Genomic DNA, 16,318 nt, shown 5'->3' with positions numbered 1-16,318 from the left:
TTGAGACTAATTCTAGTGTCTGGCATCGGGAGATGCAACCGCTATTTCTGGATATTTTTATATGTTTTGCGCTTGACTTCCGCTACCCCCAGCAGGGAAGCGCAATTGCGCTTGTTCTGCAAGGCAATAGAAATTTTTCTGGAATCTCGTCCAGTCAAAAAATGGACCGGGATCGGTCTTGCGACCGGGAGCGATGTGCTCGTGACCGGCCACGTCAGTCAGAGGATAGTGCCGGCGTAGTGCATCGGTGAGCGCCGCCAGCACCTCGTACTGGAGATCGGTGAAGGGTTCGAAGTCGGTTCCCTCAAGCTCGATGCCGATGGAAAAGTCGTTGCAGCGCTCGCGTCCATGGAAGCTGGACACGCCCGCATGCCAGGCGCGGTCGTTGGCCGAGACGAACTGGACCAGGCTGCCGTCGCGCTGGATCACGAAATGGGCCGACACCCGCAAGGGGCGCAACTGGTCGAAATACGGATGGGCGTCGCAATCCAGCCGGTTGCAGAACAAGTCGCCGATGAACGGCCCACCGAACTGGCCCGGCGGCAGGCTGATGTTATGGATCACCAGCAACTCGGCCGCCACGCCCTCGGCGCGCGCGTCGAAGTTGGGCGACGGCTGGCGATGCGCCTGGCCGCACCAGCCGTCGGCGGCGATGTCCAGGACCGGCGCCGGGCGGTTCATTTCAGGACGAGGCCAGGCGCAGGTGTTCTTCGCTGCAGAACACGGCGCCGGCGGCGCTGCTGACGGATTCCGAGGCAGGGAAATGAATGCCGCAATGCGCACACTGCACCATGGCCTCGGCCTGCTGCTTGTTTTCATTGCGCCTGCGCGCGAACGGATTGCGTCCCGCGCCTTCTCGGTCCGGGGCAGAGGCGGCGCCCGCCGTCATGGACTTCTTGGCGCGCTGGAACCAGACCACCACCGCCACGGCAATCACCAGCCAGATGAGATATTTCATACGAGTATCCGATGCAGCACGACTTCAAGCACGAAGCGGCTGCCGACATAGGCGAGCAGCAAAATGGCAAACCCGGTGAGGGTGAAACTGAGCGCGGTGCGACCGCGCCAGCCTTGCCATTTGCGTCCCGCCAGCAATAAACCGAACAGACCCCAGGACAACAAGGTGAAGATCGTCTTGTGATCCCACACGAACGCCTTCTGGAACAACTGCTCGGAAAACACGACCCCCGACAACACCGTCAGGGTCAACAAAACGAAACCGAATGCGATCAGGCGAAACAGGATTTTTTCCATCGTCAGCAATGCCGGCAAGCGGTCCAGCGCAATCGAGAACCAGCCTGGCTGCGCCGTGCCCATTTTCGGACGGGTATGCAGGCGCGACTCCTGCAGCACCATCAGCACCGCATGGAAGGCCGCGATGGTCAGCGTGCTGTAGGCCAGGATGGAAATCGCGATGTGCCACAGGAACCAGTCGGACTTGCCCGCCAGCTCGACCATGTTGCCCGGGAACACGCTCGGCAGGATCACCGCCACCGCTGCCACCGGCAGCACCAGCACGCGCAGGCTGTCGAGCGAGAAATTGCGGTTTTCCAGCCAGTAGGCGGCCACCGAGACCCACATCGTGGCCGACAGCATCACCGCAAAACCGACGCGCACGGCGTCGGGCGCAAACATGTCGTAGACCAGGGCGCCGCCATGCAGCAGCCAGCCGACCACCGTCCCGAGTGAAATCGGCAGGCGCCGCTCGGAAGGCAGGAAGGCGCAGCCCAGATAGAGCAGTGCAGCCAGAATGAAAAAATAAGTTTGCATCGACTAAGTTTACACCATGTCGCCACTTCGCTGACTGCGGCAGGGCTCGCGAAAAGCGGTCAAATAAGAGCACGATGTGCGCCCACGGCATTTGCCGGAGGGCAAATACGACGCCACCCTATTGCTTCAGCACGAACCAATAGAGTGGGGGCAAAACGGCGAAAAACAATGTTCAGTCGACGGCGGCGGCGCGCATTTCGTCGTGGTGATGGCGCTGCTGCTCTTCCATGACCAGTTGGCCGAGTTCGCGCTTCAAGGCGTTGAACTCGGGGTCGGCCGGGTCGCGCAGACGCGGCAGCGTGACCGTGATGTCGCGCTTGATGGTGCCGGGACGATAGGTCATGACGACGATGCGATCGGCCAGGTAGATGGCTTCTTCGATGCTGTGCGTGACGAAGACGATGGTCTTCTTGAACTCGTCCCAGATGCGCAGCAACTCGTCCTGCAAATTGCGGCGCGTCAACGCGTCGAGCGCGCCGAACGGTTCATCCATGAGCATGATCGGCGAATCCAGTGCCAGCACGCGGGCGATCGCCACCCGCTGGCGCATGCCGCCGGACAGGTCTTTCGGGAAGCGGCTGCGGAAATCGATCAGGCCCAGCTTGTCCAGCAGCTGCGTCACGCGGGCCTGGATCTCGGCCTTGCCGACGCCCTTGATTTCAAGACCGAAGGCGACGTTCTGCTCGACCGTCATCCAGGGGAACAGCGCGTACTCCTGGAACACCATGCCGCGATCCGGCCCCGGCTCGGTGACCGGCTTGCCGTCGGTGGTGATGTTGCCGCTGCTGGGCAGCGCAAAACCGGCGATGGCGTTGAGCAGGGTCGACTTGCCGCAACCCGACGGGCCGAGCAGGCAGACGAACTGGCCGTCCGGGATGTCGAGGTTGATGTCCTTGAGCGCCACCACTTCGCGCTCGTCGCTTTTGAAAACCTTGTTGACGCCGGTGACGACGATTTGGGATGCGCTCATGTCAGCTCTCCAGTCCGCGATGCCAGCGCAGCATGTAATTGTTCAGGCGGCTCATGCCGAGGTCGATTGCCAGGCCGAGCAGGCCGATGGTAATCATGCCGGCGATGATCTTGTCGGACCAGAAATACTCGCGCGCTTCCATGATGCGGAATCCCAGGCCGTTGCTGACCGCGATCATCTCGGCCACGATCACCACGATGAAGGCGGTGCCGATGCCGATGCGCACGCCCGACAGGATATAAGGTACGGCCGCCGGCAGCATCACGCGCACGAACAGCGTACGCTGGCTGGCGCCGAGGTTGCGCGCCGCGCGCAGGTAGATGCTGTCGACCTGGCGTACGCCGGCGATAGTGTTCATCAGTACCGGGAAGAACGCGCCCAGAGAAATCAGGAACAGCGCCGGCGGATTGCCCAGCCCGAACCACAGGATTGCCAGCGGGATATAGGCGATCGGCGGAATCGGACGAATCACCTGTACCGTCAGATTCATCAGACCGTAGACGCGCTGGCTGGATCCCATCAGCAAACCGAGCGGCAAGGCCAGGCCGGCGCCGATCAGGAAACCGACCACCACGCGGTACAGGCTGCCGATGGCATCCATCAGCAGCTCGCCGGAAAACAGCCAGGCCAGCCAGCTACCCTCGGCAGGGTCATACGGTTTCAGCGGCGCCGCGTACTCGAACCACTTGCGCACCACCGCCCACGGCGACGGCAAAACCAGCGGATTAATCCAGCCCAGCGAAGACGCCGCCTGCCAGATGGCGATCACCGCCACCGGCACCAGCAATCCCTGCAGGGCTCCCCCAATTTTCTGTTTTGCCATCGCTGTTCCCTGTTGCTGAAAGAATTACTTCAGATTCATGCTCTTCTTGGCTTGCTCGAGCAGATCGGTCTTCACCCAATCCTTGGCGACCGGCGGCTTGGCCATCTTGCCGGTGCCGTACTTGGCCATGGTGTCGGTGGTGACCTGGATATGCTCGGCAGTGATGTCATAGGCGTAAGGCGAATTGCCGATGGCGTCATAGAAGTCTTCCTTGGTGATCTGGTTCTTGAAGATGACTTCACGCACGTATTTCTCGGCGGTTTCCTTGTTGTCGATGAAGGTCTTGGTCGCCTCCAGGAAGCAGCGCATGAACTTCTCGGCCAGCGGACGCTTCTCTTTGTAGAACTTCTCGGTCATCACCATGGTGCGCACCGGTTCGCCGATCGGGGTGTCGTACGGCTTCATGACTTCGACGCCGAATCCCTTGTTGATCGCCTGCGAGGATTGCGGTTCGCTCTGCATCATGGCGTCGATGTTCTTGCCCAGCAGCGCCTGGTTGAGGTCGGCGAAGGCCAGGTAGACGATGGTCACATCCTTGGCAGTCAGGCCGTTCTGGCCGAGCTCGGCGTCGAGCAGCACTTCATGGATGCCGCCGCGGGTGACGCCGACTTTCTTGCCTTTCAGGTCCTTGACCGACTTGATGCCGGAATCCTTGGCTGCCACGAGACGCGCGCCGCCCTTGGCGAAGCCGGCCACGACATAGATCGGCGCACCGTTGGCGCGGCCCGAGATGGCGGCTTCCGAAGCGGTGGTGCCGACATCGAGCTCGCCGGCGAGGATGCCCTGCATCACGTCGGGGCCTTTGGCGAAGACTTTTTCGTCGACCTTGATGCCGCATTTCGGGGCGATTTCCTTGATATAGGACACCGCGCCGTAGTGCGCGAACTTGAGGTTGCCGAGGCGGATCACTTCCTGTGCGCCTGCGCTGAACGAAGCGCCTGCCGCCACGATGGCGACGGCTGCCGCCGCGATGAGTTTCTTGTGCATCTCTCTCTCCTGTCGTTATGTTTGCGCCGCGGGCGAAATACGCCGCGGGTTGATATGCGCCTTCCTCGTGGGAAGAACCGTCCATTCATTCTGTGCAAGGCCACTGTATACACAAATCCTGCAGCGAGAACAATACCGTACTTTCCCCTACTCCTGCGCAAGGCCCTGCAGGGCCAGCCGCTGAGGCGCGGTGCGATCAGGTAAAATGCCTGTTTACCCTGCGGTTCTCGCCCGGACGGTTTTTGTCCGGATGGTTCGTCTGATTCCAGCGCGACCCGCACCTATTTTCTCAAGATAACGGTTCATCATGCTCGACAATCTCACCCAACGCCTTGCCAAAGTCGTCAAAACCATGCGCGGCGAGGCGCGCCTGACCGAATCCAATACCGCAGAAATGCTGCGCGAAGTGCGCCTGGCGCTGCTGGAGGCCGACGTCGCCCTGCCGGCCGTGCGCGAGTTCATTGCCAAGGTCAAGGAAAAATCCGTCGGCGAAGAAGTCATCGGTTCGCTGACCCCCGGCCAGGCGCTGGTCGGCGTGGTCCAACGCGAGTTGGCCAGCCTGATGGGCGCCGATCTCGGTCCGGAAGCATCCCAGCTCAACTTCGCCACCCAGCCGCCGGCGATCATCCTGATGGCCGGTCTGCAAGGCGCCGGTAAAACCACCACCGTCGGCAAGCTCGCCAAGTACCTGCGCGAGAACACCAAGAAAAAAGTCCTGACCGTCTCCGCCGACGTCTACCGTCCGGCTGCGATCGGCCAGCTGGAAACCGTCACCGCCCAGGCCGGCGCCGACTTCTTCCCGACCAAGACCACAGACAAGCCGGTCGACATCGCACTGGCCGCGCTCGACTACGCCAAGCGCCATTTCCATGACGTGCTGATCATCGACACCGCCGGCCGCCTCGGCATCGACGAAGCGATGATGCAAGAAATCAGCGCGGTGCACGCCGCCGTCAAGCCGATCGAAACCCTGTTCGTGGTCGACGCCATGCTCGGCCAGGACGCCATCAATACCGCCAAGGCCTTCAGCGATGCGCTGCCGCTGACCGGCATCGTGCTGACCAAGCTGGACGGTGACTCGCGCGGCGGCGCCGCGCTGTCGGTGCGCCACATCACCGGCAAGCCGATCAAGTTCGCCGGCGTGGCCGAAAAACTGGACGGCCTGGAAGCCTTCGATCCGAGCCGCATGGCCAACCGCATCCTCGGCATGGGCGATATCCTGGCGCTCGTCGAAGAAGCGCGCAAAGGCGTCGACGTCGCCGCGGCGAACGATCTGGCGCAAAAAATCAAGGGCGGCGGCAAGTTCGATCTCAACGACTTCAAGGCCCAGCTCGGCCAGATGAAAAAGATGGGCGGCATGGCCGGCCTGCTCGACAAACTGCCGGCGCAGATGCAACAGGCCGCAGGAAAAACCAACATGGACCAGGCCGAAAAACAGGTGCGACGCATGGAGGGCATGATCAATTCGATGACCCTGCAGGAGCGCGCCAAGCCGGAACTGATCAAAGCCACGCGCAAGCGCCGCATCGCCGCCGGCGCCGGCGTCCAGGTGCAGGAAGTCAACCGCATGCTGGCTCAGTTCGAGCAAATGCAATCGATGATGAAGAAGCTCAAAGGCGGCGGCATGATGAAAATGATGCGCAGCATGAAGGGCATGATGCCGGGCATGCGCTAAGAACCTCTTCGCAATCCATGAGGATTCCGGGCATCGCCCAGGTTTTTTCGATTGGCGGATCACGACCTTGCATTGAGATCGCGATCCGGTTCCGGGGACCTCTTTGCAGGATGCCCCGGAACAGTGCGAAAGCCGCGCCGGGCGGCTTTTTGAGAGGAGCGAGGGGGGTTTTCGCAATCGTCGTTGCTTATAGCGTGTTTTCGCCCCGAAAAGCGCTAAAAAACACTTGCATCGCCGGGAAAACCGCACCACTATTGCTGGTGCGTGATTTGCGCATTCAACTCTTTCCTTGCTTGATCTCTTATTAAGGAGGCTTACAGATGGCCACAGCCAAAAAACCCGCAGCCGCAGCGAAGAAGCCCGTAGCAAAAGCAGCACCGAAAGCAGCTCCAAAGAAAGCAGTCGCAGCACCGAAAAAGGCAGCACCAAAAGCAGCAGCAAAGCCTGCAGCAAAAGCAGCCGCTCCAAAGAAAGCCGCAGCACCGAAAGCAGCAGCCAAGCCGGCAGCAAAGAAACCAGCCGTCAAACGTACTCCCAACGCCGCCTTCATGAAACCGCTGACACCATCCGCAGCGCTGTCTGAAGTCGTGGGCGCGAAACCTCTGCCACGTACCGAAGTGACCAAGAAGGTCTGGGAATACATCAAGAAACACAATCTGCAAAACGCCGAAAACAAGCGCAATATCGACGCGGACGACAAGTTGAAAGTCGTGTTCGGCGGCAAGAAACAGGTATCGATGTTTGAAATGACCAAGCTGATTTCCGGCCATTTGAAATAAGCAATACAGGTTTTTGCAGACTTCCTTGCAAAACAAAAACGCCCGCAACGCGCGGGCGTTTTTGTTTTCCGGACGCAACCCGGGCACATACCTGCCATGCGCCGACAGTGCATTCCTACAGGACGTCGATATCTCTGTCGCCGGCTGAACTTTGGGTTTTCGGCCGGAGTCTAGATGGCACGGACGTAACCTGAAAGGACTTCAGCATGACATTCCCTCAACAGAATCCGGCCCGTACGGGCTTGCGTAAAACTGCCGCTGCTCTCGGCCTCGCCGCAGCAGGCCTGCTCGCGACCAACTGCGCTTTCGCAGCCGCCAAGAGCAACTCCGAACTCGAGGCGCAATACCAACGTGAAAAAGCCGTCTGCACCAGCGGACAATCGAACCAGGACAAGGCCACCTGCCTGCGCGAAGCCGGCGCCGCTTACCAGCAGGCCAAACAAGGCAAGCTGAATGACGGCCAGCAGGCGCAATACTCGGCGAACGCGCTGGACCGCTGCAAGGCCCTGCCGGCCGGCGATCAGGCGGATTGCCAGCGCCGCATTGAAAACCCGAGCGACGTGGAAGGCAGCGCGCCTTCCGGCGGCATCCTGCGCAAGGATGTGACGATCGTGCCGGCGACGACACAGTAAGCGACATACGGTAAACGATTTACCCGGCAGACTGGACTAGCGACGCGGGCAGAGAAGGCAGAGGGAATCAGCGCAGGATGGTTGCGCCGGTTCCCTCTCCTTTTTGGCCGGCAGAATTTGTGTATTCCCAACGCCTCCACGCACTCAGTACTGCGTTCGGATACTCGGCCTGGCCGCGGCTGCCGTTGTAGCGTCCCAGCGCCATGAAGTAATCGCCGCCTTCCTGATCGAGATAGAGCCGCAGGATCACGCAGCCGTAGCGCAAATTGCTGCGCATGTGGAACAGCTTGCGGCGGTCGCCATCGCCGATGACGCGCGTCCAGAATGGCATCACCTGCATGTAGCCGGTGGCGCCTGCCGACGAGATCGCATATTTCCGGAACGCCGATTCGACCTCGATCAATCCCAGCACCAAAGCCGGATCGAGTCCTGCGCGGCGCGCTTCATACCAGGCGCTCTCCAGCAATTCCAGCCGGCCGCGCCGGTCGGGTACCGTTTCACGCAGGCGATCGGACATCTCGCCCAGCCAGTTGACGTAGGCGATGCGTTCTTCGATGGTGGGGAATTGCGGCTGCGGCGGACGAGCGTCCGCCACCGCTTGCGAGAGCACCGAACGGAGCGAGTCCGCCAGTTGCTCTTCTTTTTGATTGCCGGCGTGAGCGGCTGCGGCGACAAGCCATTGCGCGCCGCACGCCAACGTCAGTACCAACCGGAACAACCGCATGTCGCGGCGAGCGCCGGTCGTCAGGCCAGCTTGCCCTTGATGAACGCCAGCGCGTCGGCCAGCGGCACCGGTGTCGCCGCAGTGTCGCGACGGCCCTGGTATTCGATCTGGCCGTCCTTGAGACCACGGTCGCCGATGACGATGCGATGCGGCACGCCGATCAGTTCCCAGTCCGCAAACATGGCGCCCGGACGTTCGCCGCGATCGTCGAGAATGACGTCGACGCCCGCCGCAACCAGCGCGTCGTACAGCTTGTCGATTTCCGCCTTGACCGCTTCGCTGCGGTCATAGCCCATCGGGCACAACACCACTTCAAACGGCGCCAGCGTGGCCGGCCAGATGATGCCCTTGTCGTCGAAATTCTGTTCGATGGCGGCGCCGAGAATGCGCGTCACACCGATGCCGTAGCAACCCATTTGCAGCGGTTGCGGCTTGCCTGCTTCGTCGAGGTAGGTCGCCTTCATCGATTCCGAATAGGCGGTGCCGAGCTGGAACACGTGGCCGACTTCGATGCCGCGCTGGATCGCCAGCACGCCCTTGCCGTCCGGCGAGGCGTCGCCTTCGACGACGTTGCGGATATCGGCGACGACCGGTTCAGGCAGATCGCGGCCCCAGTTGGCGCCGGTGAAGTGGAAATCGACTTCATTGGCGCCGCAGACGAAATCGTTCATGTTGGCGACGGTGCGGTCGGCCACGACCTTGACCGGCTTCTTGGTGCCGATCGGGCCGAGGTAGCCAGGCGGCGTGCCGAACCATTCGACGATTTCGGCTTCGTTGGCGAAACGATAGCCTGCCAGGCCGGGGATCTTGCCGGCTTTGACTTCGTTGAGTTCATGATCGCCGCGCAGCAGCAGCAGCCAGACTTCCTTGTCGGCCGGCTTGTCCTTTTCCACGGTCAGGACGATGGACTTGATGGTGCGCTCCAGCGGCAGCTTGAGCAACTCGGCCACCGCTTCGCACTTGGCCTTGCCCGGTGTCGCAGTCTTGGTCAGCGCTTCGCTTGCCGCGCCGCGCGTGGCGTTGACGGCGACCGCTTCGGCCGCTTCCATGTTGGCGGCGTAGTCGGAAGTCGGGCAATACACCAGCGCGTCTTCGCCGGTGGCGGCGATGACATGGAATTCATGCGAGCCGGAGCCGCCGATGGCGCCGTTGTCCGCCGCGACGGCGCGGAACTGCAGGCCGAAGCGCGTGAAAATGCGCACGTAGGCGTCGTACATGACCTGGTAGGACTTCTTCAGGCCGTCGACGTCGCGGTCGAAGGAGTAGGCGTCCTTCATGGTGAATTCGCGGCCGCGCATGAGACCGAAGCGGGGACGACGCTCGTCACGGAATTTGGTCTGGATGTGATAGAAGTTGACCGGCAATTGCTTATAGCTGCGCAGCTCGGTGCGGGCGACATCGGTGACCACTTCTTCGGAAGTCGGCTGGATGGCGAAGTCGCGGCCGTGGCGATCCTTCACGCGCATGAGCTCGGCGCCCATCTTGTCCCAGCGGCCGGTTTCCTGCCACAGCTCGGCCGGCTGCACCACCGGCATCAGCAATTCGATGGCACCGGAGCGGTTCATTTCTTCACGCACGATTGCTTCCACCTTGCGGATCACCTTCAGGCCCATCGGCATGTACGTGTAGATCCCGGAGCCGAGCCGCTTGATCATCCCGGCCCGCATCATCAGCTTGTGGCTGACGATTTCGGCGTCGGAAGGAGCTTCTTTCAAGGTGGAAATAAAAAATCGGGAGGCGCGCATGACGATGAGTTCTTTTTAAAAGAGGAAGGTTTATAATCAACCTAATTTTAAAGGATTAGCTGGCTGATGCGCCCACTCTTTGCACATTTGATCCCTGTTTCATGCACATCGCACGTTGATGTGCCGGTCTTTGCCGCGCCTGACAAAGGCGCGTGCTGACAATTATCGAGCAATTGCCAGCGGAGGCCGGATAGGGCAAGAGAGGACGCCCTGCCGCAGAAAGTTTTGAGGTACACCATGCTGGATCGAGAAGGCTTCCGCCCGAACGTCGGCATCATCCTGCTCAATGCCCAGAATGAAGTCTGGTGGGGCAAGCGGGTTAGAGAACATTCGTGGCAATTTCCACAAGGCGGAATCAAACATGGCGAAACTCCCGAACAGGCGATGTTTCGCGAACTCGAAGAAGAAATCGGCCTGAAGGCGGAACACGTCAAGATCATCGGTCGCACGCGCGACTGGCTGCGCTATGAGGTGCCCGATCATTTCATCAAGCGTGAAATCCGCGGCCATTATCGCGGGCAAAAGCAGATCTGGTTCCTGCTGCGCATGGTCGGCCGCGATTGCGACGTCAACCTGCGATTGACCTCGCATCCTGAGTTCGACGCCTGGCGCTGGCACGACTATTGGGTGCCGCTGGACGTGGTCATCGAGTTCAAGCGCGACGTCTATCAGCAGGCGCTCAAGGAGCTGTCGCGTTTCCTGGCGCGGCCGCATGCCGGGCATCGCCGCCCCGACTCCGCCGCCAGGAAAGAGCAAGCACCATCCGACCATCCCGGCAGCGCCCAGCAAGCAGACCCTTGCGGCTCCGCTACTCCGCCCCCGCCCACCACCAAGTGAATCTTCATGCCCCAACGCTTCTGGAATACCTTTGCCTCACCCCGACTTGTCCGCAGACTGGCGGCAGGTGTGCTGCTGTGTTCGGCCACGCTCGGTTTTGCTCAGCAGATGGGCAACTTCGACGAAGAATTCGACGATGAAGAAAAGCCATGGCAAGAGATCGCCGTGCAGCTGCCTCCGGCGCCGCTGCCGGAGAATCTTGCCGAATTCTATGTCGGTCCGACCACGACCTCCAAATCCTATGTCGACCTCAAGTCGCTGAGCATCGGCAGCGACAACGTGGTGCGCTACATCATGGTGACCAAGAGCAGCGGCGGCGCGACCAATGTCATTTATTCGGGCATTCGCTGCGAAACTTACGAGATCAAGCAATACGCCTTTGGCCGCAGTGACGGCAGCTGGTCGCGTTCGCGTCACGACAAATGGATACGGATCAAGGACGCCGGCGCCAATCGCCAGGACGCGGCGCTCTACAAGAGCTATTTCTGCCAAATCGGCATGCTGGCCGGCGACCTGAGAAAAATCAGCAACCGCCTGCGTGAAAATCGACCGATCGATCCCGCCAAAGAGTAAGTCCTGACAAGGCAGAATGCAAAAAGGGGCACAGTTGAACACTGCGCCCCTTTTTTTCGGCCAACTTTTAGCCTCGCTTAAAGCAGCACCAGATTGTCGCGATGGATCAGTTCGGACTCTTCCACGAAGCCGAGGATGGACAGGATTTCCGAAGAAGGATGGCGCACGATGCGGCGTGCGTCCGAGCTGGCGTAATTGCTGATGCCGCGCGCGACAGGCTTGCCGCTTGCATCGACGCAAGTGATGACATCGCCGCGGCCGAATTCGCCGGCCACTTCGGTGACGCCGATTGGCAGCAGCGACTTGCCTTCGGCCGTGAGCTTCTGCACGGCGCCGTCGTCCAACACCACGCGGCCGGCGGTCTGCAAATGATCGGCCATCCATTGCTTGCGGGCGGTCAGTTGCGCAGTTTGCGCCGTCAATTGCGTACCGATGGCTTCGCCGGCGGCGAGCCGGCTCAGTACGCGCTCTTCACGCCCCCAGGCAATCACGGTGTGCGCGCCCGAGGTGGCGGCGCGCTTGGCCGCCAGGATTTTGGTGAGCATGCCGCCGCGGCCGATGCCGCTGCCGGCGCCGCCTGCCATCGCTTCTAGCGACAGATCGCCGGCCTTGGCTTCATGCACGAACTGGGCATCGGGATCGCGACGCGGATCAGCCGTGTACAGGCCGCGCTGGTCGGTCAGGATGATCAGGGCGTCGGCTTCGATCAGGTTGGCCACAAGCGCGCCGAGCGTATCGTTGTCGCCGAATTTGATTTCATCGGTGACGACGGTATCGTTCTCGTTGATGATCGGCACCACGCCGAAGCGCAACAGCGTAAATAAAGTCGAGCGCGCGTTGAGGTAACGTTCGCGATCAGCCAGGTCGGCGTGCGTGAGCAGCACCTGCGCCGTGCCGAGCTGATGCGCGCGGAAACTGGTTTCGTAGATCTGCGCCAGGCCCATCTGGCCGACGGCGGCGCAGGCCTGCAATTCATGCACGCCGGTCGGGCGGCGATCGAAGCCGAGACGCTGCATGCCCTCGGCGATCGCGCCGGAGCTGACCAGCACCACTTCCTTGCCGAGCGTGCGCAAGTGCGCGATCTGCTCGGCCCACATGGCGATGGCGGCGCTGTCGAGCCCCTTGCCATCGTTGGTCACGAGCGATGAACCGACTTTGATGATCAGCCGCTTGGCTTGTTGTATGACGGAATGCATGTTGTTAGAGGAAGATCGGCCGGGCCGTAAAATTCAAATGTCCGCCGCACCGCAGGTGTCGACGGACATGCATCGAGAACAAGATAGTAAACGATTTACTGCGCGATTTACTGCGTGATTTACCGGCAGGTGATCAGTCGATCACCTTGAAACGCGGATCGTCCGGATCGATCGATGAAATGCCGCGCGCTTCTTCGGTCATCTGGGTTTCTTCGGAACGATGTTCCTGGTGACGCTTGGTTTCCAGGTAGCCGTAGATTTCAGTGATCAGGTCTTCGCAACCGTCGCGGGTCAGCGCGGAGATTTCAAACACCGGGCCCTTCCAGCCGAAACGCTTGACGAAGTCCTTGACGCGCTTCTTGCGGTCCGCTTCCGGCACCACATCGAGCTTGTTGAGCACCAGCCAGCGCGGCTTGTCGAACAGGGAGTCGTCGTACTTTTGCAATTCCTTGACGATGGCCTTGGCTTCCTTGACCGGATCAACGGTATCTTCAAACGGCGCCAGATCGACGATATGCAACAGCAAACCCGTGCGCTGCAAGTGGCGCAGGAACTGCACGCCCAGGCCGGCGCCATCGGCCGCACCTTCGATCAGGCCCGGAATGTCGGCGATCACGAAGCTCTTTTCATGGCTCACGCGCACCACGCCCAGATTCGGATGCAAGGTGGTAAACGGGTAATCGGCGATCTTCGGGCGCGCGTTGGACACGGCCGAGATGAAGGTCGACTTGCCGGCGTTGGGCATGCCCAGCAGGCCGACGTCGGCCAATACCTTCAGCTCCAGGCGCAGTTCGCGGCGCTGGCCTTCCTTGCCTTCGGTCTTTTGACGCGGGGCGCGGTTGGTGGAAGTCTTGAAATGGATGTTGCCCCAGCCGCCTTCGCCGCCTTGCGCCAGCAGCACGACCTGCTCGTGTTCGGTCAGATCGGCAATGTGTTCGCCGGTGTTGTGGTCGACGATCAGCGTGCCCACCGGCATGCGCAGGAAAATATCGTCGGCGCCCTTGCCGTAGCAATCCGAGCCGCGGCCGTTTTCGCCGTTGCGCGCCTTGTGCAGCTTGGAATAGCGATAGTCGATCAGGGTGTTGACGTTACGGTCGGCGACGGCCCAGATGCTGCCGCCCTTGCCGCCGTCGCCGCCGTCGGGACCACCGAACGGACGGAATTTTTCACGGCAAAAACTGGCGACGCCGTTGCCGCCATCGCCCGCGATCAGTTCGATCTTTGCTTCGTCGATAAACTTCATGATTGTTACCGCTAACTTAAAAGTAAGAAGCTCTGCTTAAAATAAACTTAGCCGGGCAAGCGGTAGGCATGAATGAAGACCGTTCGCCGGAGACAGTGTCCGAACGACGGCGGCGCCAGGGAGAAAACCGCACGGGCCATGACATCGGAACACGGGTAGCTCAGGCAGAGATTCCTGGAGCTACAAGTACAGTCGCGTCAGCCACGCCGCTGGTCACACCGGACGGCAGGCCTGCGCGCTGCAGGATGAAAACAAAAACAGACAGCTAGAAACTAAAAAAGGCTCCACCAGAGGCAGAGCCTTAAACAACTTTTACTAAGGCTTGCGCCTCATGTAGTCACTAATGTGCAGGACTCAAGTAGAACTTAAGCTGCAACAACAGTAACGTACTGACGCTTCGCAACGCCCTTGATCACGAACTGGACTTTACCTTCTGTCAATGCGAACAGAGTGTGGTCCTTGCCCATGCCGACGTTTTCACCAGGATGGACCTTGGTGCCGCGTTGACGAATGATGATGCCGCCAGCGTTGATCGCTTGGCCGCCATAGACCTTGACGCCGAGTCGTTTCGACTCTGAATCACGGCCGTTGCGCGTAGTGCCGCCGCCTTTTTTATGTGCCATTTAATGACTCCTTGTATCTAGTTTGACCTACGCTTTTAAGCGTTGATCGAGACGATTTGCAGTTCGGTGTAGTTCTGGCGATGGCCTTGACGCTTCTGGTAATGCTTACGACGACGCATCTTGAAGATCTTGACCTTGTCATGACGACCTTGCGCTATGACAGTAACCAGCACCGTTGCACCCTCGACCAATGGCGCACCGAATTTCACGGTATCGCCTGCGCCCACTGCGAGCACTTGATCCAAAGTGATTTGGGAGCCAATGTCTGCCGGTATCTGTTCTACTTTAAGTTTTTCACCAGCGGCAACTTTATATTGTTTGCCGCCGGTTTTTATGACCGCGTACATGTGAAACCTCATCGAAAATGAATGAATAAATTTTCTTCCCCCTCTGCGAAACCCCAGAGAAGCGGCTTTTGAATCGGGAAAACCTCCAATTATACATAGACTTAGCCTGCTCGTCAAAAGCTCTTGACTTTCGTGTGCAACATCTGACGAAAATGGCAATACGGCAATTTCCCAGAGGAAAAAGCACAATTCGAAACAGGCGCGACGGTACGTGGCGGCGTCTTTGTCATCGTATAATCACGGCAATCTTGATTTTTCACAGGTTCAGCCTTGTCCGCCGCTCTCCAAACCGCTACGCCCAATTCCTTCATTGACCCGATAGCTGCCGACATGGGCGAGGTCAATACCGTTATCCGCCGGCAACTTTATTCCGAAGTCCCGCTGGTCAATCAGGTGTCCGAGTACATCATCAGCGCCGGCGGCAAGCGCATCCGGCCGGTCTTGGTGCTGCTGATCGCCAATGCCTACGCCTATAAAGGTACAGCCCACCATTCGCTGGCGGCCGTGATCGAGTTCATTCACACCGCCACCCTGCTGCACGACGACGTTGTTGACGAATCGTCATTGCGCCGCGGCAAGGAAACCGCCAACGCGCTGTTCGGAAATGCCGCGTCCGTGCTGGTGGGCGATTTCCTGTATTCGCGCGCCTTCCAGATGATGGTGGCCGTGGGCAACGCCCGCGTCATGCAAATCGTCGCCGACGCCACCAATGTGATCGCCGAAGGCGAAGTGCTGCAGTTGCTCAACATGCACAACCCGGACGTCAACGAAGAAGATTACCTGCGCGTGATCCGTTCCAAGACGGCCAAATTGTTTGAGGCTGCCGCCCAACTGGGTGCACTGATCTCCGGCGCCGACGAAGCCGGCATCGAAGCGGCCGGCGAATACGGCCGCTCGCTGGGCACCGCATTCCAGCTGATCGACGACGTGCTGGACTATTCCGGCAATGCGGCCGAAATCGGCAAGAACGTCGGCGATGACCTGCGCGAAGGCAAACCGACGCTGCCGCTGATCTATCTGATGGAAAACGGCACGGCCGAACAACGCGAGCTGGTGCGCACCTGTATCGAGAACGGCGACGAGCAGCATTTCGACCAGATCCTGGCCGCCATCACGAGCTCGGGCGCGCTCGATTACACCCGCCAGGAAGCGCAAAAAGCGGCACGCCGCGCAGCCGACGCGGTACAGTCGCTGCCCGATAGCAAGTACAAAAATTCTTTGCTAGAATTATCGACATTCGCCGTTGACCGCAATCACTGATCAACGATGACACACACCGTCGGGGTGTAGCTTAGCCCGGTAGAGCGCTACGTTCGGGACGTAGAGGCCGGAGGTTCGAATCCTCTCACCCCGACCAGGTTTCCCGTGTTTCAAGGTCCGTGTTTTTCATCCGG

18 protein-coding genes and 1 tRNA gene are annotated in these 16,318 nt (G+C 60.1%); 7 read left to right on the top strand and 12 right to left on the bottom strand.

The annotated features are described in order from the left end of the window. Positions 1 to 57: 57 nt before the first annotated feature. The 6 genes from ampD to F506_RS00715 form a co-directional block, all read right to left on the bottom strand. On the bottom strand, positions 58 to 681 hold the full coding sequence (gene ampD, locus F506_RS00740; RefSeq protein ID WP_053194846.1) for a 1,6-anhydro-N-acetylmuramyl-L-alanine amidase AmpD: 624 nt from the start codon (positions 679 to 681) through the stop codon (positions 58 to 60). A gap of 1 nt (position 682) precedes the next feature. Then, the gene (locus F506_RS00735; protein ID WP_053194844.1) at positions 683 to 958 is read right to left on the bottom strand and encodes a PP0621 family protein; all 276 of its coding nucleotides are present in this window, start codon (positions 956 to 958) and stop codon (positions 683 to 685) included. After that, complete coding sequence (locus F506_RS00730; protein WP_053194842.1) at positions 955 to 1,770, bottom strand: cytochrome C assembly family protein; 816 nt, start codon at positions 1,768 to 1,770, stop codon at positions 955 to 957. Before F506_RS00730 ends, F506_RS00735 begins: the two co-directional genes overlap by 4 nt. Before the next feature lie 172 nt (positions 1,771 to 1,942). Beyond that, on the bottom strand, positions 1,943 to 2,740 hold the full coding sequence (locus tag F506_RS00725; protein WP_053194841.1) for an ABC transporter ATP-binding protein: 798 nt from the start codon (positions 2,738 to 2,740) through the stop codon (positions 1,943 to 1,945). A gap of 1 nt (position 2,741) precedes the next feature. Next, entirely contained in the window at positions 2,742 to 3,563 is an 822-nt protein-coding gene (locus F506_RS00720; protein ID WP_053194839.1) for an ABC transporter permease, read from the bottom strand. Positions 3,564 to 3,587: 24 nt separating this feature from the next. Further along, positions 3,588 to 4,550, bottom strand: coding sequence for an ABC transporter substrate-binding protein (locus tag F506_RS00715; RefSeq protein ID WP_053194836.1), 963 nt, complete (start codon positions 4,548 to 4,550; stop codon positions 3,588 to 3,590). A gap of 307 nt (positions 4,551 to 4,857) precedes the next feature. On the opposite strand from F506_RS00715, the gene ffh reads away from it, so the two are divergent. The 3 genes from ffh to F506_RS00695 all read left to right on the top strand — a co-directional run bounded on the left by ffh (position 4,858) and on the right by F506_RS00695 (position 7,636). Continuing rightward, on the top strand, positions 4,858 to 6,225 hold the full coding sequence (gene ffh / locus F506_RS00710) for a signal recognition particle protein (protein WP_053194835.1): 1,368 nt from the start codon (positions 4,858 to 4,860) through the stop codon (positions 6,223 to 6,225). Between the two features lie 320 nt (positions 6,226 to 6,545). Beyond that, on the top strand, positions 6,546 to 7,004 hold the full coding sequence (locus tag F506_RS22465; protein WP_083457492.1) for an SWIB/MDM2 domain-containing protein: 459 nt from the start codon (positions 6,546 to 6,548) through the stop codon (positions 7,002 to 7,004). Positions 7,005 to 7,210: 206 nt separating this feature from the next. Further along, complete coding sequence (locus F506_RS00695; protein WP_053194829.1) at positions 7,211 to 7,636, top strand: hypothetical protein; 426 nt, start codon at positions 7,211 to 7,213, stop codon at positions 7,634 to 7,636. Positions 7,637 to 7,703: 67 nt separating this feature from the next. Here the strand turns inward: F506_RS00695 and F506_RS00690 are convergent, their stop codons facing one another. Together F506_RS00690 and F506_RS00685 are read right to left on the bottom strand one after the other, a co-directional pair. Next, on the bottom strand, positions 7,704 to 8,360 hold the full coding sequence (locus F506_RS00690; RefSeq protein WP_053194828.1) for a lytic transglycosylase domain-containing protein: 657 nt from the start codon (positions 8,358 to 8,360) through the stop codon (positions 7,704 to 7,706). A gap of 20 nt (positions 8,361 to 8,380) precedes the next feature. After that, positions 8,381 to 10,105 carry a proline--tRNA ligase gene (locus F506_RS00685; protein ID WP_053194827.1) on the bottom strand — a complete coding sequence of 575 codons (1,725 nt, stop codon included), beginning with the start codon at positions 10,103 to 10,105 and terminating at the stop codon, positions 8,381 to 8,383. Positions 10,106 to 10,342: 237 nt separating this feature from the next. On the opposite strand from F506_RS00685, the gene F506_RS00680 reads away from it, so the two are divergent. Both F506_RS00680 and F506_RS00675 read left to right on the top strand, forming a co-directional pair. Continuing rightward, positions 10,343 to 10,942, top strand: coding sequence for an RNA pyrophosphohydrolase (locus F506_RS00680; RefSeq protein WP_053194825.1), 600 nt, complete (start codon positions 10,343 to 10,345; stop codon positions 10,940 to 10,942). Between the two features lie 6 nt (positions 10,943 to 10,948). Then, a complete protein-coding gene (locus F506_RS00675; protein WP_053194824.1) occupies positions 10,949 to 11,515 on the top strand; it encodes a CNP1-like family protein in 567 nt (188 codons plus the stop codon). Positions 11,516 to 11,592: 77 nt separating this feature from the next. Here F506_RS00675 and proB read toward each other — a convergent pair whose 3' ends face one another. The 4 genes from proB to rplU all read right to left on the bottom strand — a co-directional run bounded on the left by proB (position 11,593) and on the right by rplU (position 14,924). Further along, a complete protein-coding gene (proB, locus tag F506_RS00670; protein WP_053194822.1) occupies positions 11,593 to 12,711 on the bottom strand; it encodes a glutamate 5-kinase in 1,119 nt (372 codons plus the stop codon). 133 nt (positions 12,712 to 12,844) lie between these two features. After that, positions 12,845 to 13,954, bottom strand: a complete 1,110-nt coding sequence (gene obgE / locus F506_RS00665) for a GTPase ObgE (RefSeq protein WP_053194820.1) — start codon at positions 13,952 to 13,954, stop codon at positions 12,845 to 12,847. Between the two features lie 365 nt (positions 13,955 to 14,319). Continuing rightward, entirely contained in the window at positions 14,320 to 14,577 is a 258-nt protein-coding gene (gene rpmA / locus F506_RS00660; protein ID WP_007878065.1) for a 50S ribosomal protein L27, read from the bottom strand. Positions 14,578 to 14,612: 35 nt separating this feature from the next. Further along, the gene (rplU, locus tag F506_RS00655) at positions 14,613 to 14,924 is read right to left on the bottom strand and encodes a 50S ribosomal protein L21 (protein ID WP_007878066.1); all 312 of its coding nucleotides are present in this window, start codon (positions 14,922 to 14,924) and stop codon (positions 14,613 to 14,615) included. 270 nt (positions 14,925 to 15,194) lie between these two features. On the opposite strand from rplU, the gene ispB reads away from it, so the two are divergent. Together ispB and F506_RS00645 are read left to right on the top strand one after the other, a co-directional pair. Beyond that, the gene (gene ispB / locus F506_RS00650) at positions 15,195 to 16,184 is read left to right on the top strand and encodes an octaprenyl diphosphate synthase (protein ID WP_053194818.1); all 990 of its coding nucleotides are present in this window, start codon (positions 15,195 to 15,197) and stop codon (positions 16,182 to 16,184) included. Positions 16,185 to 16,204: 20 nt separating this feature from the next. After that, positions 16,205 to 16,281: transfer RNA gene (locus tag F506_RS00645), tRNA-Pro, on the top strand. The last annotated feature ends 37 nt before the right edge of the window (positions 16,282 to 16,318 follow it).

It is taken from the genome of Herbaspirillum hiltneri N3 (genome assembly GCF_001267925.1).
Lineage (GTDB): Bacteria > Pseudomonadota > Gammaproteobacteria > Burkholderiales > Burkholderiaceae_D > Herbaspirillum > Herbaspirillum hiltneri.
The sequence above is the reverse complement of the archived record's forward strand: the minus strand, read 5'-3'. Positions and strand labels throughout refer to the sequence as shown.